The sequence below is a fragment of the Allorhizobium paknamense genome (genome assembly GCF_030815125.1).
Taxonomy (GTDB): domain Bacteria; phylum Pseudomonadota; class Alphaproteobacteria; order Rhizobiales; family Rhizobiaceae; genus Allorhizobium; species Allorhizobium paknamense.
On record NZ_JAUSWH010000009.1, the window covers coordinates 61,467 to 77,344 of the forward strand.

The 15,878-nt window shown below is 60.1% G+C and carries 18 protein-coding genes; 7 read left to right on the top strand and 11 right to left on the bottom strand.

Annotated features, from left to right (window positions below; all coding sequences use genetic code 11):
- Positions 1-30: 30 nt before the first annotated feature.
- Entirely contained in the window at positions 31-1,134 is a 1,104-nt protein-coding gene (gene hisC / locus QO005_RS14455) for a histidinol-phosphate transaminase (RefSeq protein ID WP_307158755.1), read from the top strand.
- Entirely contained in the window at positions 1,134-2,060 is a 927-nt protein-coding gene (locus tag QO005_RS14460; protein ID WP_370878077.1) for a prephenate/arogenate dehydrogenase family protein, read from the top strand. Before hisC ends, QO005_RS14460 begins: the two co-directional genes overlap by 1 nt.
- Before the next feature lie 61 nt (positions 2,061-2,121).
- Here the strand turns inward: QO005_RS14460 and QO005_RS14465 are convergent, their stop codons facing one another.
- The gene (locus tag QO005_RS14465) at positions 2,122-3,135 is read right to left on the bottom strand and encodes a DUF2125 domain-containing protein (RefSeq protein ID WP_307158757.1); all 1,014 of its coding nucleotides are present in this window, start codon (positions 3,133-3,135) and stop codon (positions 2,122-2,124) included.
- Positions 3,136-3,186: 51 nt separating this feature from the next.
- On the opposite strand from QO005_RS14465, the gene QO005_RS14470 reads away from it, so the two are divergent.
- Positions 3,187-3,699, top strand: coding sequence for a gamma-glutamylcyclotransferase (locus QO005_RS14470; RefSeq protein WP_307158758.1), 513 nt, complete (start codon positions 3,187-3,189; stop codon positions 3,697-3,699).
- A gap of 127 nt (positions 3,700-3,826) precedes the next feature.
- On the opposite strand, the gene QO005_RS14475 is transcribed toward QO005_RS14470, so the two are convergent.
- The 4 genes from QO005_RS14475 to ftsE form a co-directional block, all read right to left on the bottom strand.
- Positions 3,827-4,618 carry a lysophospholipid acyltransferase family protein gene (locus tag QO005_RS14475; RefSeq protein ID WP_307158886.1) on the bottom strand — a complete coding sequence of 264 codons (792 nt, stop codon included), beginning with the start codon at positions 4,616-4,618 and terminating at the stop codon, positions 3,827-3,829.
- 90 nt (positions 4,619-4,708) lie between these two features.
- Complete coding sequence (locus QO005_RS14480; RefSeq protein ID WP_370878078.1) at positions 4,709-5,401, bottom strand: YdcF family protein; 693 nt, start codon at positions 5,399-5,401, stop codon at positions 4,709-4,711.
- 79 nt (positions 5,402-5,480) lie between these two features.
- Complete coding sequence (locus QO005_RS14485) at positions 5,481-6,548, bottom strand: cell division protein FtsX (RefSeq protein WP_370878079.1); 1,068 nt, start codon at positions 6,546-6,548, stop codon at positions 5,481-5,483.
- Positions 6,541-7,200, bottom strand: coding sequence for a cell division ATP-binding protein FtsE (gene ftsE, locus QO005_RS14490; protein ID WP_307158888.1), 660 nt, complete (start codon positions 7,198-7,200; stop codon positions 6,541-6,543). The genes QO005_RS14485 and ftsE overlap by 8 nt, the downstream gene beginning before the upstream one ends.
- A gap of 241 nt (positions 7,201-7,441) precedes the next feature.
- Here ftsE and QO005_RS14495 point away from each other — a divergent pair, with 241 nt between their 5' ends.
- The 4 genes from QO005_RS14495 (at position 7,442) to QO005_RS14510 (ending at position 10,840) form a co-directional block, all read left to right on the top strand.
- On the top strand, positions 7,442-8,113 hold the full coding sequence (locus QO005_RS14495; RefSeq protein ID WP_307158760.1) for a hypothetical protein: 672 nt from the start codon (positions 7,442-7,444) through the stop codon (positions 8,111-8,113).
- A gap of 74 nt (positions 8,114-8,187) precedes the next feature.
- Positions 8,188-8,730: a hypoxanthine phosphoribosyltransferase gene (gene hpt / locus QO005_RS14500; protein WP_307158761.1), complete on the top strand. Its 543-nt coding sequence runs from the start codon at positions 8,188-8,190 to the stop codon at positions 8,728-8,730.
- A 285-nt stretch (positions 8,731-9,015) separates the two neighbouring features.
- A complete protein-coding gene (locus QO005_RS14505) occupies positions 9,016-9,375 on the top strand; it encodes a response regulator (protein WP_307158762.1) in 360 nt (119 codons plus the stop codon).
- 271 nt (positions 9,376-9,646) lie between these two features.
- Entirely contained in the window at positions 9,647-10,840 is a 1,194-nt protein-coding gene (locus tag QO005_RS14510; RefSeq protein ID WP_307158763.1) for an AI-2E family transporter, read from the top strand.
- Here QO005_RS14510 and visR read toward each other — a convergent pair.
- The 6 genes from visR to QO005_RS14540 all read right to left on the bottom strand — a co-directional run bounded on the left by visR (position 10,833) and on the right by QO005_RS14540 (position 15,875).
- Positions 10,833-11,585 (bottom strand): transcriptional regulator VisR, encoded by a 753-nt coding sequence (visR, locus tag QO005_RS14515; protein ID WP_307158764.1) that lies wholly within the window; start codon positions 11,583-11,585, stop codon positions 10,833-10,835. The two genes, QO005_RS14510 and visR, sit on opposite strands and share 8 nt — an antisense overlap.
- 9 nt (positions 11,586-11,594) lie before the next feature.
- Entirely contained in the window at positions 11,595-12,341 is a 747-nt protein-coding gene (gene visN, locus QO005_RS14520) for a transcriptional regulator VisN (protein ID WP_307158765.1), read from the bottom strand.
- Between the two features lie 241 nt (positions 12,342-12,582).
- Positions 12,583-14,268: a flagellar basal-body MS-ring/collar protein FliF gene (gene fliF / locus QO005_RS14525; protein ID WP_307158766.1), complete on the bottom strand. Its 1,686-nt coding sequence runs from the start codon at positions 14,266-14,268 to the stop codon at positions 12,583-12,585.
- 259 nt (positions 14,269-14,527) lie between these two features.
- Positions 14,528-14,911, bottom strand: coding sequence for a chemotaxis protein CheT (cheT, locus tag QO005_RS14530; protein WP_307158767.1), 384 nt, complete (start codon positions 14,909-14,911; stop codon positions 14,528-14,530).
- A 20-nt stretch (positions 14,912-14,931) separates the two neighbouring features.
- The gene (gene cheD / locus QO005_RS14535; RefSeq protein WP_307158768.1) at positions 14,932-15,489 is read right to left on the bottom strand and encodes a chemoreceptor glutamine deamidase CheD; all 558 of its coding nucleotides are present in this window, start codon (positions 15,487-15,489) and stop codon (positions 14,932-14,934) included.
- Positions 15,486-15,875, bottom strand: coding sequence for a response regulator (locus QO005_RS14540; protein ID WP_027486928.1), 390 nt, complete (start codon positions 15,873-15,875; stop codon positions 15,486-15,488). The genes cheD and QO005_RS14540 overlap by 4 nt, the downstream gene beginning before the upstream one ends.
- Positions 15,876-15,878: the final 3 nt, after the last annotated feature.

Consider the following 15,878-nt stretch of genomic DNA (forward strand, 5'->3'; position numbering starts at 1 on the left):
TCAAACGCCATTTCATCAGGATCTGTTGCCATGAGTGCCAAGCTTGAGCCCGCTCCGCGTCCGGGAATTCTCGATATCGCAGCCTATGTTCCGGGCAAGGAGCATGCGCCGGGCGTGGCCAAGGTCTACAAGCTCTCCTCCAATGAAACGCCGCTCGGCCCGAGCCCCAAGGCCATCGAGGCTTTCAAGGCCGCCGCCAGCCAGCTGGAAATCTATCCGGACGGACAGGCCGTCAAGCTGCGGCAGGCCATTGCCAGCGCCCACGGCCTGAACCCCGCCAATATTCTCTGCGGCAATGGCTCGGATGAGCTGCTCGGTCTGCTTTGCCATGTCTATCTCGGCACGGGCGATGAGGCGATCATCACCGAACACGGTTTTCTGGTTTACAAGATCCAGATCACCGCAGCCGGGGCAACGCCGGTTACCGTCAAGGAAAATAACGGCCAGGTGGATGTCGATGCCATTCTTGCCGCCGTCACCGACAAGACGAAAATGGTCTTCATCGCCAATCCCGGCAATCCCACCGGCACCTATGTGCCAGGCGCGGAGATCCGCCGTCTCGTAGCAGGTCTGCCCAAGCATGTGCTGCTGGTGCTGGACGCCGCCTATGCCGAATATGTGCGCCGCAATGATTACGAAGCAGGCATCGAGATCGTCTCGGAAAACCGCAATGTGGTGATGACGCGCACCTTCTCGAAGATCTACGGGCTGGCCGCACTTCGGATCGGCTGGATCTATGCGCCCGCCGCCATCATCGACGCCATGAACCGCGTGCGTGGCCCCTTCAACCTGAACAGTGCCGCGATTGCCGCCGGGGCCGAAGCCATTCTGGATCGGGAGTTCACCGACAAGGTGGTGGATTTCAATCTGGGCTGGCTCACCCGGCTGACACAGGAGTTCGAGGCCATGGGGCTGAAGGTAACGCCTTCGGTCACCAACTTCCTGCTCATTCATTTCCCGGATGAGGATGGCAAGCGCGCGCCGGAGGCCGATGAATTCCTGACCTCGCGCGGCTATATCCTGCGCGCCGTCAAGGCCTATGGCTTCCCCAATTCGCTGCGCATGTCGATTGGCACGGAAGAGGCCAATCTCGGCGTGATCGCCGCGCTCAAAGACTTTCTGGGACGGAGTTGATGGAGCCGCTTTTTAATCGGATTGCGCTGATCGGCATCGGCCTGATCGGCTCGTCCATCGCACGCGATGTCCGCAAGCTCGGCCTTGCGCAGGAGATCGTCATTTCCACCCGCTCGGCGGCGACGCTTGCCCAGGCGGAAGCGTTGAAGCTGGGTGATCGTTACACCACCTCCGCCGCAAGTGCTGCCGATGGTGCCGATCTCATCATCGTATCGGTCCCGGTCGGCGCCTCGGAAAGCGTGGCGGTGCAGATCGCTCCGGCGCTGAAGCCGGGCGCAATCATCACCGATGTCGGCTCCACCAAGGCCTCCGTCATCGCCCAGATGGCGCCGCATATGCCGCAGGATGTGCATTTCATTCCGGGCCACCCGCTGGCGGGTACGGAAAAATCCGGCCCCGAGGCCGGTTTTTCCGGTCTGTTCAAGGGGCGCTGGTGCATCTTCACACCACTACCGGACACGAATGCCGAGGCCCTTGCCAAGCTTCGCCAGTTCTGGGAAGCACTGGGGTCCAAAGTGGATGAAATGGACCCGCAGCATCATGACAAGGTGCTGGCCATCGTCTCCCACCTGCCGCATATCATCGCCTACAACATCGTCGGCACGGCGGACGATCTGGAAACGGTGACCGAATCCGAAGTCATCAAATATTCCGCCTCCGGTTTCCGCGACTTTACCCGCCTTGCCGCATCCGATCCGACCATGTGGCGGGACGTATGCCTGCACAACAAGGACGCGATCCTGGAAATGCTGGCCCGCTTTTCCGAGGATCTTGCCTCGCTGCAACGCGCCATCCGCTGGGGCGAAGGCGACAAGCTGTTCGAGCTTTTCACCCGCACCCGCACCATTCGCCGCTCCATCGTCGAAGCCGGTCAAGATGTGGATGTGCCGGACTTTGGCCGCCATGCGCTGGACGACAAACGGTAAGAAAACACTTACCGTTTTAATCCCGTCTTATACGAGGAGTCATTGAAAATGACTCCTCGTATTACAGCGGCGGAATATTCCCGAGCGGAATGAAGCCGAGCACGATGACACCATTGGTGATTTGCAGGGTCACACTGCCCTGGTTCTGGCCCATGAACAGGGCCTTGAGCCCCTTTGCGGCCATGCGCGCAACGTCCTTCGTCTGCGGATAGGCGGCGATGACCATGTCACGCCAGCTATCGACCTTCTCCACTTCCAGCTTCAGCGTGCCGGAGACAAGGCCGTTATTGTCAACGGTGAGCGGGCCGCTGGCGGTCAGCTTGCGCCCCTCGCCCATATCCACCACCAGCCCGTTGAGCTGGCCCTGAAGTCCGCGCACCTGCAGGGGCTCGGGATGATCGATATCAAGGACGCCCGCCTGCCCGAGCAAGATCAGATCACCGTGAAGATTGGCATTCGGCAATTTCGGACCGTCATCGTTTTCGCCAATGCCAAGCGCGGTGACTTGCATGCCGGCAAACAGGTCCGCGCCAGTCCGCTTCAGCCGCACCCGGCCCTGATCAGCGTTCAAGGCCAGCGTCGCACCGGTCAGAGCTTCCGTGAAATTGGCCTGCCATTGCAGCAGATTGGTGGAAGCCGAATCAATTCCGTCGAAGCCCATGGAGATATTGGAATGCATACGATCCCAGCGCAGGGTCGCAGCAAGATGATTGGCGGTCTGCACGATGGCAGGCCCGTCCAATTCCCAGGTGATATTGCCGGGGCGGAAAATCTGGGCCGAGGACCGGAAGCTGCCAGCCGTGCCGAGAATGCCGTTGCGACGGTCATTGATCGTCACTTTCGTGCAATTCAGCCCCAGACGCAGCGGAAAACCGGCGATTTTCATGTCATCGCAATCGAGAGCCGCCGCCAGCGGATTATCGCCGTCGAAGACCGATTCAACTTTTTGCGTGGCGTAATTGGCCAGCGCAAACCAGGCTGCGCTGTAAACAAGGACCGCAACGATTACCCAGATGCTGATCGAAAGCAGTCGCCGATTGCGTGTCCGGCAATCTGTTTCGCTTGACGTGGCCATGCGCTTCTCCAATTGTGTGCCGCCTCGAAGCTCTCTGGTATGAACTGCGATATGAACGAATTTTGGGTCTTTGGCTACGGTTCTTTAATGTGGAATCCCGGTTTCCCGTTCCACGAGCGGATCAGCGCCCGCGCGCACGGCTATCGCCGCGCCCTTTGTGTCCGCTCCTGGTATCATCGCGGCAGTGAAGCGGAACCGGGCCTCGTGCTGGGTCTCGACCATGGCGGTTCCTGTCATGGCGTGGCGTTTCAGGTGGCAGCCGAAGATTGGCCGGAGACGCTTGCCTATCTGCGCGAACGCGAGCTTGTAACCCAGGTTTACAAGGAGCGCAGGCTGCGCCTGACACTTGCCGATGGCCGTCTCGTGCAGGCGCTGACCTATGTGGTGGACCGACAGCATAAGCAATATGCCGGTGCGCTGACCGTGGCGGAAGCCATCGACATCGTGCGCCGCGCCAACGGCCATTCCGGCCCCAACGACGCCTATGTGCTGAACACCGTGCAGCATTTGCGCAGCATGGGCATTCGCGACAAATGGCTGGAAGGCGTGGCGAATGGGCTATGATACGAAGAGTCATTGAAAATGGCAGTTCGTATTCCCATTTCGAATATCTCAAGCCCTTGATGCATTTGAGATATTCGAAATCCCTTCAAGGCGAGGATGCATTAGCATCTTCGAGCCTTGGCATGAGTCACGTCCCCGAATTGCCCGCAAGCGCCTCCAGCCGCGCCTTGGCAGTGGGGGGCAAGGGCAGGTCGGGATTGGTGCGGGCGGCGTCAACCAGCAACTCGTCGCTCGCCGTCTCCAGCTCCGCGATCAGTTTTTCAAAGAAGGCATCCGGCTCCATCCCCGGCAGGATCGGCGGCAGGATGCGCAGCTTGTAATGGCCGGGATAGCGCATCATGCTGCGCCTTGGCCAGAACAGCCCGGCATGCACGGCAACGGGCACGACGGGAACATTGAGATCCCGGTAAAGGCGGGCAATGCCGTATTTATATTGCGGTTCGGCCCCCGGCGGCAGACGGGTTCCTTCCGGATAGATCACCAGTTGCCGTCCGTTTCGCATCTCTTCGGCGGTGCGCTGCATGACCTTCACCATGGATTTGCCGCGCGCGCCGCGATTGACGGGGATCATGCGCTGCTTGGCCGCATACCAGCCGAAGAGCGGGATCCACATCAGCTCCCGCTTCAGAATATAGACCGGATCATCCATCCACGGCAGCAGGGCATAGACATCCCAGAAGGACTGATGCTTCGGCGCAAGGATATAGCCACCGTCGGGAATATGCTCCAGCCCCTCGATCTCGATGGTGGTGCCCACCACGGTCTTCATCAGCCAATGATTGGATCTCGCCCAGGCTTTCGGAATGCGGAAAGCCAGCTTTCTCGGAAGAAAAAAATAGATCGGCGACAGCACGATCATGCGGATGATCAGGTTGGCATAAAAAAGCACATTGAAAAGATGGGCGCGCAGGGCAAGCATGGTCATGATCCAGACGGCAATTGCGCCCTGCCTATACGAAATCCGTGACGGGAAAAAGCCAATTCCCCGGCTTTCTTCGGGGTGATCCCGTCATTCCTCGCCGGTGCGCAATCCGCTCCAGCTTTCCCAGCCGAGAAGATCGCGGCCATAGGCAATCAGCATCTTCACATATTCGGCCAGCATGGTGCGCAGCGCATTCGGATCGGAAAACCAGGCCTTGGTGCGCAGGTCGCCGTTCACCACCGGATAGGCGATGAAATCCGTGCGGGAATCGAGACGCCGCAATTCCATCAGGCTGCGTTGCATATGGTAATTGCTGGTCACGATCAGCACCGATTGATAGCGCTTGTCATGGATCCAGCGCGTCGCCTCGTTCGCGTTTCCAACGGTGTCGATGGCCTGATAGCCGATATCGACGCAACAATCGAACAGGCTGGAGGAGGTTTGCGTCATCCTGCGGATCTGCGCCGGGCTGGTGCTGGGATCGACACCGGAAATCAGCAGCCGCTGGCCCGCGCCCTTCTGCAGCAGTTCCATGGCCTTGTCGATGCGCTGATAGCCGCCGGTCAGCACCACGATGGCATCCGCCTTCGGATCGGCGGGCGGCGCCATCATCGTCACCCGGTCGGCAAAATGCAGGAAGCCGGCCACCAGGCAGGCCCCCAGAAGCAATGTCGTATAGCCGAGAATGCGCAACAGGCGGCGAATGCTGCCATTGCGCGAAAACAGCCGTCCCGGCGGGCGGGCGGGCTGCAATCGGTTCGGCGAATCTTTCCGGCGCATGCTCATACCCGTCCATAATCCGAAATCGCGCCGAGGAACAGGAGCATCGATCCAGGGATCACCATGATCGGTCCATGCGTCAATCCTGAGGCAGACCATCGGTGCGGCTGGGATCGGAGCGAATCTGGTCGATCTCATAGATTGCGCGCATCACGGTCAGCCGGGCGGTGACCGTCGTCAGCAGGGCAATCACGATCATGGTGGCGAAAATGCCCATATAGCCGCTGAAACCGATCTCGAACCGCCCGAACAGCGCCGTTGCCTGATCGGCCTGCGGCGTGGCCAGCCTCTGGTCCTGCCAGAAACTCGCCAGCGCAAACAGCGAGGCCGCCGCGACACTGCCCACGGCAGACCCCTTGAGGCTGATCTTCAGAAAATGCTTCTGGAATTCGCGGGCCACGAACGGGCTTTCCGCCCCGACGAAATGCAGAACCTCGATGATGTGGCGGTTGCCGGAAAGTGCGCCCCGGGTGGCGAAAATCACCGTCAGCACCATGGCGGTGAAGACGAGAATGAGAATGCCGAAGCCAATCAGCACAGTGGTGCGCGCCATGGAAACCAGCCGGTCCACCCAGGTGCGGTGATCATCCAGGAAAGCCTGCGGGATCTGCGAGGTCAGCAGGTCGCGCATCGCGGCAAAATCGGGCGGATTGTTCTCGTCTATGGTGATGATGACAAGGCGCGGCACCGGCAGGTCATTGATGTCGAGCCCGGAGCCCAGCCAGGGCTCCAGCAGCCGGGCCGTGGCGGCCTCATCGACAATCTGGCCGCTCTTGGTGCCGACGAAGGTGAGTGCCAGATCCCGCGCCCGCGTCAGCGCCTGGTTCATATCAATGCTGTCATCCGGCTTGATCTGGATGGTGACCTCGCGGGAAATCTGGCTTTGCCAGCTTGCGGCGGTCGCCCGCACCATCGACACGGCCCCGAGCGTCAGGCAGGCCAGAAACGCCATGATGGCGATCACCACCATCAGCGCATTGCCCTGGATATTCGAAGGCGGCAGGATGGCGCCGGTGGGACGCACCTGGATTTCGCCCTTGCGCGGCGGCGGCGGACCATCACTGCGCTGCGGCGCACGCGCTGCGGGAGCCGGCCGCGGGGCCGTGCGTTGCGACGGTGTCTGGGAGGGCGGGGGCCGGTTATTCATAGATGTCCAGCCGCCCCTCGGTCAAAATCATCCGCCGTGCATCCAGTTGATCCATCAGCGCCAGATCGTGGGTGGCGATCACCACGGCAGTGCCCAGCCGGTTCAACTCCAGAAACAGGCTGAGAAGGCGCCTCGCCATCGGCGGATCGACATTGCCGGTCGGCTCGTCGGCCAGAAGCAGTTCAGGGCGGTCGATCAGGGCGCGGGCAATGGCAACGCGCTGCTTTTCACCCCCGGACAGGACTGCCGGCAGCACATTGATGCGCTCGCCAAGCCCCACCCATTTCAAGAGTTCCAGCACGTCCTGCCGGTAGGACGATTCCTCCTTGCCGCGGACGCGCAGCGGCAGGGCGACATTTTCATAGGTGGTCAAATGGTCGAGCAGGCGAAAATCCTGAAACACGATGCCGATCCGCCGCCGGAGCAGCGGCAGTTCATCCCGCGGAATCTGGGTAATGTCGCGCCCGAAACTGCGGATCAGCCCGCGCGTCGGCTTGAGCGACATGAACAAGAGGCGCAGCAGCGTGGTCTTGCCCGCGCCGGAGGGGCCGGTCAGGAACTGAAAGGAGCGCTTTGGAATGTCGAAGGTCAGGTCCCGCAGGATTTCCGGGCCCATGCCATATCTCAGTCCGACATTTTCGAAATGGATCAAAGGGAGCGCCTGCTCTGTTGCGGTGGATCGCTGCTTCACGCCTGCCATGCCCGGGCTCGGATGCGGCAGACCATTCAGTGACTTGTTAAGGCTCCCGGTTACCATCCGGTAAACATCCGGTTTGAAGCGGCAAATTCCGGCAATTTTTTGCAAATCATTAACCATTCGAATTTACCTCTGGGGAGAATTGGTTTCAATGCCCCTCGCGCCCTGGCCGCGATGGCGCGATCAGGGAGGCCGGATGAGCGGCTTTGGCTTTCGCAGGAAACGGCTGGAGCCGGATGTCGATCTCCTCTTGCCGGAGCGTCGCCCCCGGCCCGCGCCTCGCCCGGGCTTTGTGCTCGCCGATGACATTGTCGATGCCAGTTTCGTCACGGTGAAAGACCCGGTGGGTGATCTCAGAGCCCGCCTGCGCCAGGAATTTGCCCCCAAGGGAGTTGCAGCGGAACCCACTGCGGCAGAGAGGCTGCACGCGCTGACGGAACAGATGGAGATGTCCCTGCATCGCCTGTCCGTGAGCGGCTTCGTCATGCTGGTTGCCGTCTTTTGCCTCTCAGTCTTTCTGCTGGCGGGCGGAACGCGCCTGATCCTGGGCGACGGTAACGCCGCCGCACCCGCAAAGCCGCTGGATATCAGCCATGTCACGCTGACGGAGCAGGATTCCGCCGGCATGCCGGTTCTGCTGGTCAATGCCATCCTCGAAAATCACGGCCCCGCCTGGCAAGCCCTGCCGCCGGTGCGCGCCGACCTCTACCTCGATGGCCGGTTGGCCGCCTCGACGCTGATCGATCCGCCCGCGGCAGGGCTTGAGCCGGGCCACAGCCGCGGCATTGCCGCGCGGCTGCGCCATCCCGGTGGAAAAAATCCGCAACTGAAGCTTTCTTTCGATCCATCGGCTGTCGCGCAGCGATAAATGCAGTAGAGAAAAGGAAAGTGCGTGGCCTTTTGCCGCCTTTTTTCAACCCCCATGACCATTCCGGAGTGTCCATGCCTGTCGTGCGCGGAAAGACCATCGAGCCCTTGTTCACCGCCGAGGTGATCGCCGCCCGCAATACGGAAATCGCCGAGGCGATTTCAAAAGGCCCCTCGGACGACCTGCTGGTCATCGCCGTTCTCAAGGGCTCCTTCATCTTCGCAGCCGATCTTATTCGCGCCCTGCACCATACCGGCCTTGCCCCGGAGGTGGAATTCATCACCCTGTCGAGTTACGGCACCGGCACCGTCTCCAAGGGTGTCAAGATCATCAAGGATATCGACAGCGATGTGCGGGGCCGCAATGTTCTGCTGATCGACGACATTCTGGAATCCGGCCGCACCCTGCAATTTGCCAGGAATCTGATGTTCGAGCGCGGTGCAGCCAATGTCTCCATCGCCGTGCTGCTGGACAAGAAGGTGAAGCGAACCGAAGACTTCGAGGCCGATTATGTCGGCTTCGAATGCCCGGATTATTTCGTCGTCGGTTACGGCATGGACGTGGCCTATGCCTTCCGCGAGCTTCCCTTTGTCGGCGTGGTGACAGGCGACGCCTGATTCCGCCAAACACCGGCTGAAGCTTATTCCCGATAGGGCCAGCACCGCGAACACGACCGGCGACGCTGTCAGCTTTTGAGACGACTTGTTAACCATTCATTCGCTTCGTCTCATCGATGTTTACCGATCGAAAAGGAAAAGCTGGTGATTTGAGCGACGGGACGCTTGGCTGGGAGGAGTAGAGCTGATTCGATCAGTTTTTCGCACTCCCGCATATCGCGTGCCGCCCGTTCCGAGAGAAACGCATGAGGTGTTTCCGGAGCGCTGTCAGTTAGGAATTCGAGCATGGCCAAAATTCTGATCACCGAAGACGAGGATTCGCTTCGATCCTTTGTTGCCCGGGCATTGCGGCTCGATGGACATGAAACCCATGAGGCAGCCGATGGCGCGGAAGGGCTGGAAATGCTGTCCACCAGCCATTTCGACCTGCTGCTGTCCGACATCCGGATGCCGGTCATGGACGGTATCGAACTTGCGCATCGCGCGCATGCGGATTTCCCCGGATTGAAAATTCTGCTGATGACCGGCTATGCCGAGCAGCGGGAACGGGCCGAAGACCTGATGCAGAAGGTTGTCGATGTTGTCCCCAAGCCCTTTGCCCTGCCGGATATCCGCAAGGCCGTGGCGCTGGCGCTCGCCGCCTGAGGCGCGCCTGCGTCCAATCCAACCTCTACGAAACAATCCAGCTAGACGCCGCGTTCTGTCTGCGGCCCGCATGGGCCGTGGCATGTCAAGGCGGATCAGGCCGTTCCAAGAACGTCGCCGAGACAGGGGCACAATCATTCACTGCATAAAAAGGTGCCTCCACCCATAAAAAGAGCGGGTTTGCCTCGAAATTTTCACAGGCTTTTGAGATGTCTGGTGTAGATTTACAGATATCTGGTAGAAGACCCCGGGCAACCGCAGGGCGGAGTGGATGACAGTGAGCTTGAGAAGCGCCAAGAATGATCAGAGTTCGCTGACCGTGACACCCGCCGGACGCCGCACCGTCTCGGAGCGTAATGCACTTGTCGGCCCCACATCGGCAGCCCGCTGGCTGCTGGTCGCCGTGCTTCTGGCCAGTGCCTATTTTTTCTATGGTTTCATCGTGCCGGTTCTGGCGGCGATGGTGATCGGCTTCGCCAGTTGGCCCGCCTATCGGCAATTGCTGAATGCCGTCGGCGGCAATCGGACGCTGGGCGCCACCATTGCCATTATTCTTGTGGTTTCCTTCATCGTCGTGCCGATTTTTCTCGCCGGCATTTATGCCGTGGATGAGGTAAAAACCTGGGGTGCCTGGGCGCTGAAGGCCAATGAGATCGGCGCGCCGACCCCCGCCTGGCTGCTACAGGTCCCCTTGGCCGGGGAGTGGCTGGCGGATCACTGGAGCCGCTATGTGGGCCATCCTGGCGCCATGGGCGAACTGGTGCAATTGTTCAGCGGCGCCAATATCGGCACCATCTATCGTGGCCTGCTGGTCATCGGCTCCTCTGCCTTTCATGGCCTGCTGACCCTGCTTTTCATGCTCATCTCGCTGTTTTTCGTCTATCGCGACGGGGAGCGCATCGTGGAGCAACTGGATGTGGTTGGGGAGCGTATCCTGCCTGGCCGCTGGGAACGGGTTTCGCGCCTCGTGCCGCTCACCATCAGTTCCACCGTCACAGGCATGGGTGTGATTGCCGTCGGCGAAGGCATCGTGCTTGGAACCGCCTACTGGATTGCGGGCGTGCCCTCGCCGGTCACGCTCGGCATCATGACCGGCTTCATGGCGCTCATTCCGGGCGGCGCGCCGCTTTCCTTCACGCTGGTCTCGATCTATCTCGCCGCCAGCGGCTCCGTGGTCGCCGGGATCGGCCTCCTGGCCTGGGGCACGGTCGAGCTTTTCATCGTGGACAAGACGCTTCGCCCGCGCCTCGTGGGCGGGCCGATCAAGCTGCCCTTCCTGCCCACCTTCTTCGGACTGGTGGGTGGCGTCAAGACGATGGGCTTTCTCGGCTTGTTCGTCGGCCCGGTGCTGATGGCCATTCTGGTCGCCATCTGGCGTGAATGGCTGCACGAAGCCCGGCAAACGGCACCGGCCAAGGATGTGGCCGCTCCGCTGCCGCAGGCGGCTGCCAATAAAGTCAGTTGATGTAGCCGAGCCGGATAGCCTTGGCGATGGCCTGGATGCGATTGACCGAATCCAGCTTGATCGTCGCGGAGCCGAGATAAGCATTGACCGTGTGCACGGACAGGCCAAGATTTTCAGCGATTTCTTCACTGATGCGGCCATCGCCTGCCAGTTGAAGGCAGGCAATCTCGCGATCGCTGAGCGCCTCGGAGGGTGCGGCCTTGCGCTCCGCCAGCGACAGCAGATCCAGCATCAGCTTGCAGCACCGATTGTGCAGATCGATGATCAGACTGCTGCCGATATCGGTGGAAGCGTTGAACCCGAAAATCACATAGCCATTGCCCACTGCGCCCAGCCGTACCGGAAAGGCAATGCCCGCGAAAGGCAGCGAACTCACCGGCAGCCGGGTAACAAAGGCCCCGAACTCGCCACTTTGGCAGAGAACCTCTTCATCGCGGGAATTCCAGATCAGCGGCAGCAGCAATTCATCGATATGCTTCAGCAGGAACTCGCCGTAGCAGGCCACGAACGCATCGCTCTGGCCACCATGCGCGCCCGGCCCCCAGCTTTCGAATTCGCAATGCAGCTTGCGCTTGCGCGGCAAGCCGGACCCGACGACGCGGAAAATCGCAAAACTGCGCGCGCCCAGGCTCTTTTGCATGGCAATCAGCTTGGGAAAGATCTCGCTGCGTCCCGCCGTCAACCGGCCGCGCATATCCCCCGCCGCCCCCATTCTGCCGCTGGATATATCTGCGTTGAAAGCCATTGTTATCTCTTAAACAAGATTGTTTCGAACGGCATAGGCAATGGCTTCGGACCGCGTCTTGGTGGCCGTCTTGCGCATGACGCTGGTGATATAATTATTGATAGTATTACGTGAAATTCCAAGAATGGTCGCGATCTCGTCGCTCGTCTTGCCTTCGGCAATCCAGAACAGGCATTCCAGTTCGCGTTCCGTCAGTTCGAAATCGCGATCGGCCTTCTGATCGCGCCCGGTGGACAGGCTGACACAATAAGCCGCCAGCAGGCCGACTTCCCGCAGGCGATCCGGGGAGATGATGAAGCCTTCCGGCAGCAGCATCACCAGCGCAAACCGCGTGCGCCCGACATTGAACATCACCGAGCAATATTGGCGGCTGGCGCCTTCCGGAACATCCAGATCATCCGGCAGAAGCACGAATTTCGCCTGTAGCAGCGAAAGGCATTTTTCCAGTTCCGTGCTGCGGGAGCAGGCCGAGGACAGTTCGATGGCGAGACCGCGCACGAGGTCGAACGGCCAATCGGCCGTCACCACGAAATCGAGCCCCTGTTCCTGGATGAGGTCGTAACGCGCGAGGAGGAAATGCGAGGCACCGGCATAGCTGGTCAACACCCGCATGGCCGCCCGAAGATTTCCAAGCGAGGCAGAGGCTGATAGTCGCGCGATCATCTGCTCGCGCATACGGTCAGCCTCAAGCAATTCTGCCGTATTCAGGCCTCGGAGCCCCTGAATACCCCTTGGCTCAAGGAGTTCAACGTCCATAATCTTTCCCTTTCAAGGGATAAAACGGCCATCCTCTCTTGAATACGGCTGCGGAAGCCGCCCATTCCGCAGTGAGTCCGTTGATTCGAGCCCCCGAATCATCACTGGTTATTTTAGATAAATAATTGGCGAAGGCTACTCGCTTGCGGGGTCAAGCTGTTGCATATCTGCACCAATTACACAGAAGCCTGCGGAGAAATGACCTCCGCAGGCTTTTTGACGTGATTTGATCAGCAAATGGTCAGGCAGCTTTGTCTACAGCCCATTTCCGGAGGATCTTCGCGGCCCGCTCCTCGGAGATCTCCACCATACGCGCCAGGCGACGTTCTGGACCTTCCTTGACACGGCGATTGAATCCGCCATTCGGGTCGTTGTCGAGGGCCAGAACTTCGTCGGCGCTGTCGAATCCGAAGTCCGAACCGAAGCCGTCCATCAGCGAGCCGCCGCCGGCATCGAGGCCCGGAGAGAAGTCCGGCAATTCAAGACCGGCCACGGCATCCGAGCCGCCCTCGGCCGTGGCCACGCCACCGCCACCCATGGAGCGGATCATCGGACGCAGGCCCATCCAGACGATGAGGAAGGCGACGGCAACGAAGGCAAGCGAGTTGATGATGCCAGCAAGGTTGCGGCTCAGCATGTCCATGACGCCGGGGCCGGTGGAGGCATCCTCCAGTAGCTGGCTTTCCATGAAGTCCATGGCAGTCAGCGTCACGAGGTCGCCGCGCTTGGGATCGATACCGGCAGCCGAGGTGACGATCTTCTGCATTTCAGCCAGATAGGCATCGATCTTGGCCTGGTCGACGGGCTCGCCGACCATGGACGCGATCCGCTGCTTGTTGACGACCACCGCAACCGACAGCTTTTCCAGCTTATAGCCATTCTTGACCGTGGCGATCGTCTTGCTGTTGATTTCGTAATTGGTCTGCTCTTCCTTCTTGTCCTGCTGGTCGGAAGATTGCGGACCCGCGCCGCCGGACTGGGGCGCAGCCTGCGGAATGTTCTGCTCCACCGTCGCTGCGGTGTCGGACTGGCGCTGCTCGGACTTCTGCGCTTCCTTGGTGGTGCGCACCGAACGCTCGACCTTGGATTCCGGATCGTAAATGGTTTCCTGGATCTGCTGCTGGTCGGTATTGAGTTGCGCGGTCACGCTGGAGCGGAAATTGTCCATGCCGAGGAAGGGCGCGAGAGCCTTGTCGATGTTCGATTCGACTTCCTGCTGGAACGACTGAACAGCCGTCAGGTTGCGGTTGGCAACACCGCCGGTCTCATCCCCGGAGGCCAGCAATTGCCCGGTGGAATCGAGAATGGTGACATCATCAACGTCAAGCCCCGGCACCGCCGAGGCAACCAGATGACGGATCGAGGCGGCGGCCTTGCGGCCTGTCGCCGTGCTGGCACGAATCATCACAGACGCCGTGGGCTTTTGCTCGCCCCGGCGGAAATTGCCGACATCCGGCATGACGATATGCACGCGAGCTGCGGCGATACCATTGATCTGTTGGATGGTCCGACCGATTTCCCCTTCAAGCGCGCGGACCCGGGTCACTTCCTGCATGAAGGAGGTGAGGCCGAGAGAACCGACATTGTCGAAGAGCTCGTAACCGGCATTGGTGCTATTGGGCAGGCCGCGCTCCGCCAGCAGCAGGCGCGCCTTGCCGGTCATGCCAGCCTGCACCTGCACGCTCTTGCCATCGGTGCCGGTCTGGAAACCGATGCCGGCTTCGGCGAGCGCGATGCTGATCTGATTGATGTCCGAGGGCTCCAGGCCCACATAGAGCGTTTCATAGGCCGGTTTGTTGACAAAATAGGCCGCGCCGATGATCAGCGCCATGGACACGAGTCCGACCCCGGCAAGGGTCCAGAGTTTTGCAGGTCCCAGAGACGACAGATTCTTCAGGACTTGTAGGAATTGATTGAACAGATTCATTCTGTCTCGCACCGTCAAACAGAGAGGTTACGGCTTTTGCCCTGCCGCGACCCTAGCTGGCGAAACTTGTGCGAGCGTTTCCTTTAAGGACTTCTTGAATACAAACTACACCTTCAAAAACGAAAACGACCCCCGTCCTGAAACGAGGGCCGCCATGTCATGAAAGCGTGTTGCGCCATCCGCCGCCTGATTTCAAGAGACTGGAAGATCGCGGGGGCGAGCGTCTTCCCTGCCCTTTTACCCGGCTGCTGTGACAGCATCAGAAGAAATCGAAATCCCCGGACGCCTTGTTGAGCGGCTGTGAGTGGCCGTGGCGAAGCCCCTCGCCCAGCGCCCGCTGCATTTCCGCAAGCTTGACGAGGCTGAGTGCCGTCGTCATGTCCACGGTCCAGTTTTCAGGCACATCTGCGGTGATCGTATCCACGAATTCGGCAAGGCCCCGTGCCTTTTGCACGGCAAGATCGATCCCTTGCAAAACCTTCACCGCCTCAGGCGATTCCAGCACTTTCGGGCCGCCGATGTCCAGGATCTGCGGTTCTATCCTCTCGATCAGATAGGCGACATCGTGCAGTTCGGTCACGACACGCATGAGAATTTGCGGCAGGGATTCTTCCACGCCCGTGATGTCTGTTGTTTCCTGCATGTGTCGCACACGTCCCCGATTTAGAAGAATTCGATAGAACTTTCGACCGGCTTCTGCACGGGCGCAGGTCTCTGCTGCTCCATGGCCACCGTCTTCTGCGTTTCAGCACCGGTCAACGGATACTGCCTTGCCCGGCCACTGACCGGCCAGAATTCCAGCTTGCGCCCATGCTCGCCGCCGACGGAGGAACCAATGACCTTGATGCCTTCATCCCGGAGAAACTGCATGGCGAAGGCAGCGTTCTGCTCGCCGACATTGGAAAAGGTGGCAATGGTCTTGGCGCCGCCAAAGATCTTTGCCTCCAGACGATCACGCCTTGCGCCCTTCTTCAGCAAGCCGTTGATCAAAAGCTCCATAAGATGCACGCCATATCGCGTTGCATCGCCACCGCCCATTCCGGGCGAGGCAGATCCGGGCAGGAGGAAATGATTCATACCCCCGACTCCTGCCACCGGATCCCGCAAGCATGCGGCCACGCAGGAGCCCAGAATGGTCGACAGCACCACGTTCGGGTCGCTGATAACCTTATATTCCCCTTGAATGATATGGACCCTGCGAGCCGCAGCTTCTTCGTTCATTTTAACGCTCCGAACACAGCTTCGATGGCGGCCTTCATCTTTTCGATGGTGAAAGGCTTCGCCAGGACGTTGTTGGCGCCCAGTTGCGCCGCCTTCTGCACCAGTGCCCGATCGCCCTGGGCGGTCAGGATGATGAAGGCGGCCTTCTTGGTCGCGGGATTGCTTCTAACGGCCTGCAGGAGACCCAGCCCATCCATCTTCGGCATGTTGAAGTCGGAAATGACCAGGTGATGCGGCTGTTGCGCCATGATTTTCATGCCCTGCTCGCCGTCACCCGCAGCCGTGATCTGCTTGAAGCCGAGCTGCGTCAGCGCATCGCTGAGCAACAATCGGCTGGTGACTTGGTCGTCCACGATCAGGACTTTAATTTTTTCAGCTATCGACATTAT